At 54.2% G+C, this 13,271-nt stretch carries 11 protein-coding genes; 1 reads left to right on the top strand and 10 read right to left on the bottom strand.

Annotation, left to right across the window (positions count from 1 at the left end):
• Position 1: 1 nt before the first annotated feature.
• The 8 genes from wcaE to AC4IC4_RS15345 all read right to left on the bottom strand — a co-directional run bounded on the left by wcaE (position 2) and on the right by AC4IC4_RS15345 (position 8,413).
• Entirely contained in the window at positions 2-748 is a 747-nt protein-coding gene (wcaE, locus tag AC4IC4_RS15310) for a colanic acid biosynthesis glycosyltransferase WcaE (RefSeq protein ID WP_290093374.1), read from the bottom strand.
• A 16-nt stretch (positions 749-764) separates the two neighbouring features.
• Positions 765-1,985: a colanic acid polymerase WcaD gene (wcaD, locus tag AC4IC4_RS15315; protein WP_370883469.1), complete on the bottom strand. Its 1,221-nt coding sequence runs from the start codon at positions 1,983-1,985 to the stop codon at positions 765-767.
• A complete protein-coding gene (wcaC, locus tag AC4IC4_RS15320; protein ID WP_024908106.1) occupies positions 1,960-3,177 on the bottom strand; it encodes a colanic acid biosynthesis glycosyltransferase WcaC in 1,218 nt (405 codons plus the stop codon). Before wcaC ends, wcaD begins: the two co-directional genes overlap by 26 nt.
• Entirely contained in the window at positions 3,174-3,665 is a 492-nt protein-coding gene (wcaB, locus tag AC4IC4_RS15325; protein WP_023312402.1) for a colanic acid biosynthesis acetyltransferase WcaB, read from the bottom strand. Before wcaB ends, wcaC begins: the two co-directional genes overlap by 4 nt.
• Positions 3,665-4,507, bottom strand: coding sequence for a colanic acid biosynthesis glycosyltransferase WcaA (gene wcaA, locus AC4IC4_RS15330; protein ID WP_023312403.1), 843 nt, complete (start codon positions 4,505-4,507; stop codon positions 3,665-3,667). Before wcaA ends, wcaB begins: the two co-directional genes overlap by 1 nt.
• A gap of 151 nt (positions 4,508-4,658) precedes the next feature.
• A complete protein-coding gene (wzc, locus tag AC4IC4_RS15335) occupies positions 4,659-6,821 on the bottom strand; it encodes a tyrosine-protein kinase Wzc (RefSeq protein WP_491471463.1) in 2,163 nt (720 codons plus the stop codon).
• A gap of 2 nt (positions 6,822-6,823) precedes the next feature.
• Entirely contained in the window at positions 6,824-7,267 is a 444-nt protein-coding gene (gene wzb, locus AC4IC4_RS15340) for a low molecular weight protein-tyrosine-phosphatase Wzb (RefSeq protein ID WP_023312405.1), read from the bottom strand.
• Positions 7,268-7,273: 6 nt separating this feature from the next.
• A complete protein-coding gene (locus AC4IC4_RS15345) occupies positions 7,274-8,413 on the bottom strand; it encodes a polysaccharide export protein (RefSeq protein ID WP_014170829.1) in 1,140 nt (379 codons plus the stop codon).
• A gap of 692 nt (positions 8,414-9,105) precedes the next feature.
• On the opposite strand from AC4IC4_RS15345, the gene AC4IC4_RS15350 reads away from it, so the two are divergent.
• The gene (locus tag AC4IC4_RS15350) at positions 9,106-10,689 is read left to right on the top strand and encodes a TerC family protein (protein ID WP_157189440.1); all 1,584 of its coding nucleotides are present in this window, start codon (positions 9,106-9,108) and stop codon (positions 10,687-10,689) included.
• Between the two features lie 90 nt (positions 10,690-10,779).
• Here AC4IC4_RS15350 and asmA read toward each other — a convergent pair whose 3' ends face one another.
• Together asmA and dcd are read right to left on the bottom strand one after the other, a co-directional pair.
• Entirely contained in the window at positions 10,780-12,630 is a 1,851-nt protein-coding gene (asmA, locus tag AC4IC4_RS15355) for an outer membrane assembly protein AsmA (protein WP_491471464.1), read from the bottom strand.
• 22 nt (positions 12,631-12,652) lie between these two features.
• Complete coding sequence (gene dcd / locus AC4IC4_RS15360) at positions 12,653-13,234, bottom strand: dCTP deaminase (protein WP_032646484.1); 582 nt, start codon at positions 13,232-13,234, stop codon at positions 12,653-12,655.
• Between the last annotated feature and the right edge of the window lie 37 nt (positions 13,235-13,271).

Raw genomic sequence — 13,271 nt, forward strand, 5'->3', positions numbered from 1 at the left:
TTCAGGCTTTGTTATATAAGGCTTTCGTTTTACCCGTGGTGCGCACGCGTAATAAATAAGACAATTCCGCCCAGAATGCCGGCACGCGTAATATTTTACGCTGTACTTTTTTGGCATCCTGGCACAATTCCAGATTATTAGACGTTGACACGCCGCCCATTGAGAATTCAGATACCAGCCCTTTAATTCGACGGAACGGGTAACCTGATTTATACAGGCTGGCAGCCAGTGCATAATCCGAAGACACTTTATACTGCAAATCGTAAGGCTGTTTTTTCAGACCTTTTACCGGGAAGAAAATGGCCTGATGGCTGGCCGGTAAGCTGTGATAGATATACCAGCCTGGCTTCGCGCTGCGGCACACTTTATGTCCGTCGCCAAAATCGAGCAGCGCATCGCCAATATACATGGCATCCTCTTTCTGGCGCGCCAGTTGACGGGCAAAAAGCGCCACGTCATCATGGAAAATGTCGCCCGAATTCAGGAAGATGGCATAACGGCCTTGTGCCATGTTGATGCCTTTATTCATCGCATCGTAGATGCCTTTATCTTTCTCGCTGATGTAGCGTAAGTTGAACTCACCGTTGAGTTTTTCCAGAAACTCCGCCGTGCCATCGTTCGAGCCGCCGTCGACCACAATCCACTCAAAGGTGAGGCTTGGATCGCGCGCCAGGTTGCGCAGCGAGCGCCAGGTTTTTACCACCCCTTCGTAATTACGAAAAGCGACAGTAATGACGCTAAGAAACATAAATCACCTCATTTCGTCATACGCTCGTAATATTAAGCGCCTTGCGCAGAATAAACGGACAGACAATCAAGAAAGCATATTCCGGGCTAAATATTGACCCGGTAAAAAACAGCGACACCGGAGTAAAAAGATAAAGCTGAACGCGAAAGTTCTGGTTATCACCAAACGCGTTAATCATCATTTTGAAAACTTTAAACAGATACCACAGGGTCAACAGTACGGCGAACCACGAAAAATAAATAATTAACAGATACAGACCATTGTCTATGGTTTTACCAACATCCGCACCGTTAAAGATTCCGAATGATGCAACATATTCGTAAAGTGAGCCGAATCTTACTACCCCATCAATATGGGTTAAGGAATAACCCACCATCACCAGTGGCCCAATGATGCGATAATATGACGATGACCCTTCCGTTCCCAAATCACCCAGACGTTCTGAGATGTACGGGAAGGCAAATATCACGCCTACCATAAATACCGTCAGAGAGATAATCGCCAGCGGCAGTTTTTTCTTAATCGCATCTTTGTTCAGGTACTGGAACGCCCACTCCAGCAGGTAAAACAGGATAAATGTCATTACCCCTGAGAACGATCCAGACAGAACAATTCCTGCAAGAATCATAGCATCGGTCTTAGGCGTTTTGATACCAAACTGTTTGATGCTGAGCCAAATTGAGATTAACGCCAGAGCGAAAAACGCCGGTTCAAAATAGAGGGCTGTAGTACGCTTCCCGCCAAACTTGATGAAGTTCAATACATAGCTGTTACTGTAAATGAGATATTTCGAAATTATCTCCATCAGGCTGCTGCCACCGGTCAGAATAATTTGCGCCATCTCCAGTGCGGCAAGCATAACAATTAACGCAACGGCAATATAAAAGAACCTAAGGATTTTCCGATAATTGTGCGGAGAAATAGTTTTAAACCGAATACTCCAGACCATACCGATAATAATGACGATATAAACAAACAGCATGGTTGACGTGACGTATTTACTGGCATCCAGCGACTGGCCAAAGATGTAGTTAAACAGCGTCAGTCCCGTGCCCAGCCCTAAGGCAATCATCAGCTTCTTCAGGTTGATTTTATCGACATACAGCAGAAGCAGAACGGGCAAGAAGGTCACGATGGTTATCGGGAAGCTTTCGCCGAGCTGGGCAATTTTGACGTTGACCAGCAGGTAGATCAGCGGCAGCAGCAGATAACTACAGACTCTGATAGAACGAGACATATTCCTCCAGCATCTGTTGTCCACTGTAGGCCTTGCGGCTGCGGTTGCGGAACGATTCCAGATCAGTGCCAAAAACGATCTCAGCAATCTGCGCCTTCGGCAGCTGTACCAGGGGCAGGACCTCCTGCTCCGTGAAGGTTTTCCCGCCGGATTTTTCCAGCACTTCACGTGCCGCATCGCTGTGGGTGGCAATCACCGGCACGCCGATTGAGAGCGCTTCGCAGAGGATCAGCGGGTAGTTATCCACGCGGGAGCTGAACACCAGCGCGTCCATTTCATTCAGCGCGCTCATCAGCTTGCGCTTGTCGGTCTCAAACCCGTGGTTCACCACGTTGGCCCCTTCGAACGGTGAAAACTTGCCGAAGGTATGAAGCTCTATCTTGTCCCCCAGCGCCATCATGTCGCGCACCAGCTGCTGGTTGGTTTTACCGTCGTAGCGCAGGTCATGCGCAACGATAGCGATTTTCGGTTTGCCTGCGGTTTCCGCCACCGGGGTCAGCTCCGCAAGAATGGCTTCCGTCGCCACGTCGATGCCGTTGTTGATAATCTGACAGCGCCCTGCCCCGTACAGGCTGTTGAAGGCATCGGCCACGTGCTGGCTTGGAGAGATAAACGTACAGCCGAGCGAGAGCATGTCGCGGAACAGCTGACGCTTTCCGGCCACCAGCTGATGCGCGCGATCCACCTTCACCGGCGGATAGTTGCTTAACGTCGGGCACTTCTGGCAGTTATCTTTCCAGCCTTCGCAACCGTCGGTAAACGCGCAGCGCCCGGTTACGCTCCAGTGATCGTGCAGCGTCCAGACGAAACGGGTGTCAGGCTTGTGGGCCTGCACCTTCTGACAAAACGCCACCACCTCTTCCAGATTCAGCCAGTAGCTGTGCAGCACGTGAAAATGCAGCACAACCGGGCCGGTAGTGCGGGTCACCGTGCGGTAAAGCGTGTTCAGGTTGCCAAACAGATCGCGGTTAAACAGGCGGAACAGCGCGATGTTGGCAATCGAGGTCAGACGCGGCGTGTGCTTGTGCACCTGCGGGAAGTTATCGTGGCTGACGCTTTTCTTGCCGCCTTTGCCGTAGCCATAAATAAAACGCGACTGAAGTCCTTTTTGCAGCGCGCGCTGGTGTAGATCCAGGGCTACGCCTGCCGCTCCGCCTTCTGCGAGGCGTACGTTAAATTGCAGAATGTTCATTTAATCACCTTCACGCGGGCTTTTTCTCCCACCACCAGCGCGTTATCCGGAATGCTGTCCAGCACCACGCTGCCAGCACCAATCGTGACGTTATTACCAATCGTGATATCACCGATGATCACCACGTTCGCCCCCAGCTCGACGTTATTGCCGATGACCGGGCAGGCCAGGCTGTCAGGCCCACGGTTGCCAATGGTGACCGCATGACGAATGGTGAAATCATCCCCGGCGACCACGAACTTGTTGATCACCACCGCATAGCCGTGGTGGATGGTAAAGCGGCGGCCTATGGTGGCAGCGGCCTGGATTTCATAGCCAAAAAAGCATTCGGTGATGATGCGGTACAGCACCAGCACAGGTGCCGCCCAGATATTGTTCAGTACGTTTTTCTTACGCCACACCGAGCAAAAGTGCGCGATGCGGTACGCCAGAACCATGCAGCACGGACGCAGGCTCCAGCTGTTAGCGCGGCAATCTTCCAGAAACATTATTTCCCCCGAAGCCCGTCAGCCAGACGCTTGCCGTTACGCACGGAAAGCAGCGTCAGCAGCGTGCGCCAGTTCATGCGCTTATTGCGGATCTGATAGAGGGTAAAGAGCTGATATTTACGGCTGGCACGGTCAAACTTGTCCTTGTGCTTGCGGTAAAAATGGAAGTAGCCGGAGAACTTTTTCGGCGAGGAGGTGATTTGCATCTCCCCGTGGTTGATGTGCAGGATCTGCGTGGCCTCTTCCACTTTCCACGGTTCACCGTATTCCACCACCATGCGCAGGAAGATATCGTAATCCTGCGCGGCCTTGAGTTCGGTATCGAACAGGCACTCTTTGAAACGCCACGCCCAGGTGAAGACCTGGTTACCAATAATGTTGCGCTTGTAGAACAGGCGGCGAGAATAAGGTGATTTCGGATACAGCGGCAGACTGGCGGGCTGCGAATAAACTTCGCCCTGGCAGACATAGTCGTTGGCATACAGGAAAGCGTGCGTAACCAGCTGTTCTTTATGCGACAGGAAGATAGACAGGCGGTTCGGCGTCCATTCGTCATCGTCGTCGATACCGGTCAGATACTGCCCTTTGGCCTGCATAATCGCCTGATTACGCACCGCACATGCGCCGGAGTTAATGGCGTTATGCGTATAGACCACCCGCGGGTCGTTGAGGTCAGTGACAAACTTTTGCAGCTGCTCATACGAGGAAGAGCAGTCATCCACGATGATCAGCTCCCAGTTATCGTAGTCCTGACGTAACACCGACTTGATTGCGCGGATCGCCAGCTGCTGACGATTCCATGTCGGCATATAGATTGAAACTAAAGGGCGTTGTGTGGTCATTTTTTCCCCTCACCCCGGCCCTCTCCCAAAAGGGGAGAGGGTGAAAGGCAGCCAGTGGTTATCATTACGTTCGTCCCCCAAATCCAGCACCGAACAGTCCCCTCTCCCCTTTGGGGAGAGGGTTAGGGTGAGGGGTGTGGGGTGTGTTTTTTTATTTACTGTCAGACTTATATTCGTACTCGTAATACCCGTAATCCTGGTACCCGGTCGCGCGGCGGAAGATGGAGTTCAGGATCACCCCTTTCACCTCAATGCCGTTCTGCTCGAAGCGGCTCAGGCTGGTTTCCACCTCTTTCAGGGTGTTCACCGCGTAACGCGCTACCATCAGCGTGGTGCCCGCATGGCGGCCAACAACGGCCGCGTCGGTCACGGCCAGAATTGGCGGCGTATCGATCAGCACCAGGTCGTAGTTTTTGCTCGCCCACTCCACCAGCTCTGTGAAGCGTTCGCTCATCAGCAGCTCGGACGGGTTCGGCGGCACCTGACCACGCGGGATCAGGTCAAATTTCGGGATAGAGGTCGGTTTCGCGCTCTCGCTAATCTCCCCTTTGCCGAGCAGGATTTCCGACAGGCCGTTAACGTTGTTGGTGCCCAGCAGCTCGTGGGTGTAGCCCTTACGCATATCGCAGTCGATCAGCAGCACGCGCTTGTTGGTCTGGCTTACCACCGCCGCCAGGTTGGCACAGACGAAGGTTTTACCGATTGACGGGCTAACGCCGGTTAACATCAGGACGTTATTTTTGGCCTGCATCATGGCGAAGTGCAGACTGGTACGCAGGCTACGGATCGCTTCGATAGCGAGGTCGGTCGGGTTACCCACCGCCAGCAGCTGGCTCTGTTTGTAACGCTTAACGCCCTTGATGGTTTTGACGCTGTCACGGGATTTTTGCCACTCAGACAGCGGAATGCTGGCATAGACGTTGATACCGCTCTCTTCCAGCACCTGCGGGCTTTCGATACCTCGGTTGAACAGGGAACGCAACAGCACGCCCACGATGGAGAGCATCAGGCCGAGGATAATGCTGCCGAGAATGATCAGCGCTTTCTTCGGCTTCAGTACGCCAGGCTGGGTAATAGCCGGGTCGACGATGCGCACGTCACCCACGGTACTGGCTTCGGTGATTTTCAGCTCCTGCTGCTTGTTCAGCAGCTGCATGTAAACCTGCTGTCCGGACTCCACGTCGCGGGTCAGACGCACGATCTCCTGCTGCGTTTTCGGCATCGCGGTCACGCGGTCATTGAGCTTCGCTTTCTCTTCTTCCAGCGTACGGCGTTTCTCCAGCAGCGTGCGGTAGGCCGGGTGACGTTTGGTATAAAGCTTGGAAATCTCCGCCTCTTTGAAGGTCAGCTCGTTGAGCTGCGCATCAATGTTAACCATCGAATCGAGGACCGATTTCGCCTCCAGCGGCAGGTCAACGGAGTCTTTATCCTGACGGTAGGCGTTCAGCTTGTTCTCGGCATCATCCAGACGGCCGCGAACTTCCGGGAGCTGTTTCGCGAGGAAGGCCAGGCTTTTCGCCGCTTCAGCCGACTTACGCTCAACGTTCTGCTCAAGATAGTTGCGGGTAATGCTGTTCAGGATGTCGCGGATTTGATCCTTATCTTCACCGGTAAAGGTCATGCTCAGCACGCCGGTGTCCTTACCGTTTTCGGTGACGGTCAGGTTATTCTGCAGATTGTTGATCATCCCCAGCGTGGAGAATTTGGTGACGGTGAATTCACCGCCCTCCTGGGCGTTAATCGCGCTGACCATCATGCTGATGCCGTCTTTGGTCAGCATCTGCCCCACTTCACCGCGCGCGCTAAAGCCCGCGTCGCTGGTTAGCTGGTACTGTTTCGGACCAAGCACCGTCAGGGTAAACGTCTGATCGGCAGCCCCTTTCGGCAGCACGAAGTCAGTCACTTTCACCGTGTCGTTGCTTCGCCCCATCAGACGATCCCAGCCGGCACCAAAGACCGGGAAGGTATTTTTGGTGACGGAGATATCGAGCCCGAGGTCGTGAACCGTTTTACCCAGCACCAGACGTGACTGGATGAGCTGAATTTCGGCGTCGGATGCCGGCGGCTTGTTCGCCAGCGCGGAACCGATGTCCTGCACCAGCGAGTTGCCGGTATTCTGCTCGATCTGCACCAGCGCGTCGGCGCTGTAGATAGGGGTGGCGAACAGCGTGTAGACGACGGCCGCCGCGGCAAATACGGCGGTAATGCCAAGCACCCACCACTTTGCCTCTACAACAGTGCCGACCAGGCGCCCAATATCAATTTCATCACTGCCCGAAATCGGGGCGGCAGAAGGTCTTGTTTTTTCTGTCATTGTTATCCCTGCTGAACTTTCAGTGCCTGCGCCCACTGTTGGGCAGACTGGTCAAGTAAGGTGTAAACCGCCTCAAAGGCCTCATGGCTTTTGCGATACGGATCGGGGATTTCACGTTCATTGTCCCAGTGACCAAACAGCATCACCTTGCCGCGCATCTCCGGAGCGATATCGCACAGCGCATGAATATGGCGTTTTTCCATCGTCAGGATCAGGTCATACTCCCGGCACATGCGGCCAGTGACCTGGCGGGCCACGTGGCCATCGAGAGAGAGGTGATGATCCCGCGCCACGCTCGTAGCGCGCTCATCGGCACCTTTACCGACCAGTGCACCCAGCCCTGCCGAATCAACGGTCAGTTCGGGCTGGTAGTGTTTCAACAGCCGTTCAGCCGTGGGGGAACGGCAAATGTTCCCCACGCATACCACCAGAATTTTGTTAAACATCGCGGATTACCAGGTATGAATGTCGCGCGCCGTATCCGTCATGTAGCGAACGCCACTGATGGTTGGCAGCAACTGGTTGATCAGACGGTTCCAGCGGGCAACCGGCGCGGTGGTGACGTACACCACATCGTATGGCTGGAGACGGAACTCCGTCGCCATCACCAGAGAGGTCGCATCGGACATATCCAGCTGGTAGATGTTGGCAATCTTGCCTTTCGCACTGCCCTCACCTTTCAGCGGACGGATCACGAAGATACCGGTCGCGTTAGAGGTCGTCAGATCGATACCTTCAGCATTGCCCAGCGCTTCGGTCAGGGTCATACCGCTGAAGTCCATTTTGAGGGTGCTCTGTTTCTTCACTTCACCCATCACGAAGACTTTCAGATCGTCGTTGCGCGGCACGTAGAGAATGTCGCCCGGATAGAGCAGACGGTTCTGGGTCAGATCGCCGTTTTGCATCAGCGCCTGCAGCGAAATGCGCTGCTCCTTCCCATTGTGGGTGAGCACCACGTTGCGCCAGTCGGCGCCGTCGGTTAACCCGCCCGCGGCGTTAATGGCATCCAGTACGGTCAGGGGAACGTTGGTGATGGCCTGCTGGCCGGATTTGTTCACCTGGCCGGAGATATAGGCTTTTTGCGAGCGGAATGCGGCGATATTAACGTCCACCTGCGGATCGGCGATGTACTGCGCTAAGCGGCCGGTAATATCACTACGGATCTCGGCAAGCGTTTTCCCTGCAACATGGACTTTACCAATGTAGGGATAGAACATGGTGCCATCTGACTGCACCCAGTTACCGGTGTCGCTTGAGCTGCGGTACTGGCCCGCTGGGGTGGTCAGTTCCGGGTGGTCCCAGACGGTCACGTTGATCACGTCACCCGGCCCCACGCGGTACTGGTAGGATGCAATTTCCTGGTCCAGCGACATATTCGGCTGGGCAACATTCGGACGTGGACGTAATTGTTCGACCAGACGAGGCGTAAGTGGATAAACATTCACCATTTTGTCGAGATCAAAATCGGCATCCTGTTGCTTGATCACATCCTTACCCATTGTTGACATATTGCTGCCGGGAAAGACCGTGCAACCACTCATCAAGGTCACAGACACCAATAATGGCATCAATTTCATTTTGGATTTCATCATTGATTATTTATCACTTTGGCAGAGTAATTACCCTGTGCAATTTAAATAAGCTCGAGTCGTATTGGGTTTCAGCATGCAGTTAATCAAATAGAAATATAACTGGCATCAGTCCTAAAAAAAGCTTATTCATCCATTGGCTATTGACAGAATAATCGGGGCTGATTCACACGCTTTCAGGCACGCTACCGCCCTTGGCTTTCAGTTACCAATCCACTGACTAAACAATGTGTTATGGATAGACACCCTCTTGAGCAAGGTCTTCTGGAAATATATCAACCGCTTGAGAAACACGACGGATAATGAATAACCATCCCTGAAGACCGAACATTAATAGCAACACCGAGATTTAACATTTGATGCTGGGAGAATTGTTGCAGCTAACCTAATAGCAGGCAAGGAGACAACTGTCCTAATATCAGTTTTTAAGATTAATATTAAGAGCAAATTTTTGACCTTTTAGGAATTTCTTTATATTGACAACAAGAGACTAAAAACCATTATCTGCGATATATCCTAAAATGCTTTCTTTGTAATTAAATATACGTATTTCGCTTATTTACACCCTGTTGAGAATGCTCTCTTTTTTATCCCTCGTATTAAGAGAAATCTCAGCCCGGCATTGCAATTTCCCCCAGCTTTATCCATGATCGAAGTGTGACATTCGTCATATAACAGAAGGTATTGCTATTACTATGGAATGGATTGCCGATCCCTCAATCTGGGCCGGGCTGGTTACGCTGGTCGTCATCGAGTTAGTGCTCGGGATTGATAATCTGGTCTTTATCGCCATCCTCGCTGAAAAACTGCCCCCTTCCCAGCGCGACCGCGCGCGCGTGACGGGTCTGCTGCTGGCGATGGTGATGCGGTTGCTGCTGCTGGCCTCTATCTCCTGGCTGGTCACGCTCACTCAGCCACTGTTCTCCATTCACGGTCTGAGTTTTAGCGCCCGCGATCTGATCATGCTCTTCGGTGGGTTGTTCCTGCTGTTCAAAGCCACCGTGGAACTCAACGAGCGACTGGAAGGCAAAGACAGCGAGAACCCAACCCAGCGCCGCGGGGCGAAATTCTGGCCGGTGGTAGCGCAGATCGTGGTGCTGGATGCGGTCTTCTCCCTGGACTCGGTGATCACCGCCGTCGGGATGGTGGACCACCTTGCGGTGATGATGGCCGCGGTGATTATCGCCATCACCCTGATGGTGATGGCCAGCAAGGCGCTCACACGGTTTGTGAACAGTCACCCGACAATCGTCATCCTCTGTCTGAGCTTCCTGCTGATGATTGGCTTTAGCCTGGTGGCCGACGGTTTTGGCTTCCATATTCCGAAAGGCTACCTGTATGCCGCCATCGGGTTCTCCGTCATGATTGAAGCGCTTAACCAGCTGGCGATATTTAACCGCCGCCGCTTCCTGTCCGCGAATCAGACCCTGCGTCAGCGTACGGCCGACACGGTTATGCGCCTGTTAAGCGGTAAGAAAGAGGATGCGGAGCTGGACGCCGAATCCTCCGCCATGCTGGCCGACCACAGCGACGGGCTGATCTTTGATCCGCAGGAACGGCGGATGATCGAGCGGGTGCTCAATCTGAATCAGCGGACGGTCAGCAGCATCATGACCTCACGACATGACATTGAACATATCGACCTGACGGCACCCGAAGAGCACATTCGCGCCCTGCTGGATAAAAACCAGCACACCCGCGTGGTGGTGACCGGCGGTGAAGAGGAAGAGGAGCTGCTGGGCGTGGTGCACGTTATTGACCTGCTCCAGCAGCAGCTGCACGGCGAGGCGCTCAATCTGCGCGTGCTGGTACGCCAGCCGCTGGTTTTCCCTGAGGGGCTACCGCTGCTCTCCGCCCTTGAGCAATTCCGTAACGCGCGCACGCACTTTGCCTTTGTGGTGGATGAGTTTGGTTCGGTGGAAGGACTGGTCACGCTCAGCGACGTGATGGAAACCATCGCCGGTAATTTGCCTAACGAGGTGGATGAGATTGACGCCCGCCATGACATTCAGAAAAACGCAGACGGTTCGTGGACGGCTAACGGCCATATGCCGCTGGAAGACCTGGTGCAATATGTGCCGCTGCCGCTGGATGAAAAGCGGGAATATCACACCATTGCCGGTCTGCTGATGGAGTATTTGCAGCGTATCCCACAGCCGGGGGAAGAGGTTCAGGTGGGTGACTATCTGCTGAAAACCCTGCAGATTGAAAACCATCGCGTGCAGAAGGTTCAGCTCATTCCGCTGCGGGAGGAGGAAGAACTGGATTTTGAGGTATAAAAAAGCCGGGTGGCGCTTCGCTTACCCGGCCTACGATGTTCGGTTTTTGTAGGCCGGGTAAGGCGAAGCCGCCACCCGGCGCAACAGGCATCACAGCTTATCCAGCAGCTTTTTCACATCCTTGCCGTCCTGTGAATCTTTATTACGATCCGCCCAGCCGCTAAGCCGACGTTTCGCTTCATCCTGCAGATGCTTACGCAGGATCTGATCCACCTGCAGGCTGTAATTCAGGGCCTGCCATTTGCCATATACGGTCAGCGGGACCGGCGTCTCTTTCAGGAAGTCGATGAGCTTGCTCTCACCCTGCCAGCCGGAAAGTACCCGCACGTTAAAGCGCGTGTCCGCCGTCTCTTTCACCAGATCCAGCTTACCGTCACCCGTCATTGATAACAGTGAAGAGGTGCCCTGCATTCCGTCGAGAGAAAGTTGTCCGTTGTCCAGCGTCAGGTCCGCGGTGAAGCTGTCGAAGCGCGTGGCGCTGTCATAGTTATCCTGCGCTTTCACATCGCTGCTGCGCTCAACCGCCTGCTGCACCAACTGCTGGAAGTTAAGCCCTTCCATACGGGAGTTTTTCAGATCAAGATGCGCCTGCCCCTGCCACTCGCGGCGGAAAGCATCGGCATCAATTTTCGTGCCTGAGAAGTCACCTGCTAGCGTCAACTGACCCGTCAGGGATATCGGGTAGTTAAACGCTTTCAGGATGGTACCTATCTCAACGTTGTCGAGACGCGGCTGGAATTCGGCGCTGGCAACGTCTTTACGGACATCCAGCGTGCCGGGCAGCGAGAGGTTCCCTGCGCCCATCTTACCGCTCAGTTCGGAGATCACCAGCAAACCGTTATGGTTAAACATCTGGCTGCTCACGTCGGTAAAATCAATACCGCGCCAGCGCAGGCTATTGGCTTTCAGCAGAATATCCGCCGTGAATCCGCGCAGGGCGTTATAGTCAGGTTGATCAAGATTAGACGAGATAACCGGACGCGATACCGGTGCCTGGCTTTGCCCCGTCTGCGTGTCATCGCTGTCGGTGGCGCTGGCTGGCAGCGGCGGCAGCAGGTTTTCCAGATTGAGCTTGTCAAACTGCAGATTCAGCACCCACTTCGGCTTCTCTTCGAGCGTAACGCTCGCCTGCCCCTTCAGGCTACTGTCATTTGCCTGCAGGTTGAGATTATCCAGCTCCAGCTGCTTTTGTTCTTCGCGCCAGATGGCCTGCAGCGTTCCCTGCCCGGTGATCCCCTGGGTGGGAAGATCGGCCCCTGTCAGCTGCCAGTCCAGTTGCTGAATGTCGGCGGTGAGCTGGTGCGGATAGTCTGAGGCATTGACGCTGGCATTCAGCGAGAGGATCAAATCGCGCTGATCGCGATTCACGCGCCCGCTAAACGCCACCGACGCAAGATGGTGCGCATCCTGTTCCATCTGCAGGTTAATGTTGCGAACGGTCACCTGCTCCTGGTGCTCATGCTGGAAAACCAACACGCTATCGGCCACTTTCAGCTTGCCGATATCAAAGGACCAGCCTGTATCAGACGGCTCATCAGGCAGGGTATTTTCGCGCGGTGCAACCGGCGCATTTGCATCGCGCACGGCTTCGGATTGCGGGGTGAGCTGAATCACCGCGCCTTTCAGCATCACCTGTTTAACCTGCAGCTGATGGGAAATGAGCGGGAACAGCGCCACATCAAGGCGCATGTTGTCTGCGGACACCAGCGGCTGGGACGCCCCCGGTGCCGTAAGCGACATGCGGCCAGAGAGAATGCTGAGCTGCGGCCAGACGTGCCAGCGCAACGGCCCGTCAAGCTTCAGTTGATAACCACTGCGTGCCTCGACCTGCCGCACCATGTAAGCGCGGAAATCGTTGGGGTTAACCAGCAGAACCAACGCCGAAAGGCCGGCCACCAGCACCACCAGCAAAATCATCAGCGTTGTCAGAACTCTTCTCATGGCATCCTCAATGGGCTAACGATCAGTCTTTATCAATACGGCTGGCAACCGCGCCCTGCTGGTCGCGATATTTTGCGTCCTGCCGACGGTTATAAGGACGATCTGCCGGGCCTGACAGCGGTTCAAAGCTCAACGCGCCGATCATCATCCCCGGGCGCAGCGCCAGCGGCAATTTACCGGCATTGAAGAACTCCAGTACGATACGCCCCGACCAGCCTGGATCGATACGGTGCGCGGTCACGTGGACCATCAGTCCCAGTCGTGCCAGCGAAGAACGGCCATCAAGCCAGCCGACCAGGTCAGAAGGCAGGGTGACGGATTCAAACGTCACCGCCAGGGCCAGTTCACCAGGGTGCAGATAAAAGGCTTCGCCCTCGTCGATAACGATTTCGTCACTCATCACGCGATCGAGCGCGGCGCTGACTTCGTCCTTCGGCCCGCTAAGGTCAATGAACGGTGCGGTATGGCCGCTAAAGGTGCGGAATTTATTACCTAACCGTACATCAACGGTCACGCCATTGATACGCTCAACAGGTGGACGTGGGGTAATAGACAAACGGCCTTCATCCAGCCAGGCTTCTATATCGCGATCACAAAGACGCATGGCACTTTCTCCTTTCATGCATCGTACCCTGAAGCGG

Source organism: Enterobacter sp. Taxon_2, from assembly GCF_058355295.1.

Excerpts from the sequence above, each read along its gene's own strand:
- dcd (WP_032646484.1), bottom strand. The coding sequence starts at position 13,234 with ATGCGTCTTTGTGATCGCGATATAGAAGCCTGGCTGGATGAAGGCCGT.
- AC4IC4_RS15345 (WP_014170829.1), bottom strand. The coding sequence starts at position 8,413 with ATGATGAAATCCAAAATGAAATTGATGCCATTATTGGTGTCTGTGACC.
- wcaD (WP_370883469.1), bottom strand. The coding sequence starts at position 1,985 with ATGTCTCGTTCTATCAGAGTCTGTAGTTATCTGCTGCTGCCGCTGATC.
- wzb (WP_023312405.1), bottom strand. The coding sequence starts at position 7,267 with ATGTTTAACAAAATTCTGGTGGTATGCGTGGGGAACATTTGCCGTTCC.
- wcaE (WP_290093374.1), bottom strand. The coding sequence starts at position 748 with ATGTTTCTTAGCGTCATTACTGTCGCTTTTCGTAATTACGAAGGGGTG.
- asmA (WP_491471464.1), bottom strand. The coding sequence starts at position 12,630 with ATGAGAAGAGTTCTGACAACGCTGATGATTTTGCTGGTGGTGCTGGTG.
- wcaA (WP_023312403.1), bottom strand. The coding sequence starts at position 4,507 with ATGACCACACAACGCCCTTTAGTTTCAATCTATATGCCGACATGGAAT.
- AC4IC4_RS15350 (WP_157189440.1), top strand. The coding sequence starts at position 9,106 with ATGGAATGGATTGCCGATCCCTCAATCTGGGCCGGGCTGGTTACGCTG.
- wzc (WP_491471463.1), bottom strand. The coding sequence starts at position 6,821 with ATGACAGAAAAAACAAGACCTTCTGCCGCCCCGATTTCGGGCAGTGAT.
- wcaB (WP_023312402.1), bottom strand. The coding sequence starts at position 3,665 with ATGTTTCTGGAAGATTGCCGCGCTAACAGCTGGAGCCTGCGTCCGTGC.
- wcaC (WP_024908106.1), bottom strand. The coding sequence starts at position 3,177 with ATGAACATTCTGCAATTTAACGTACGCCTCGCAGAAGGCGGAGCGGCA.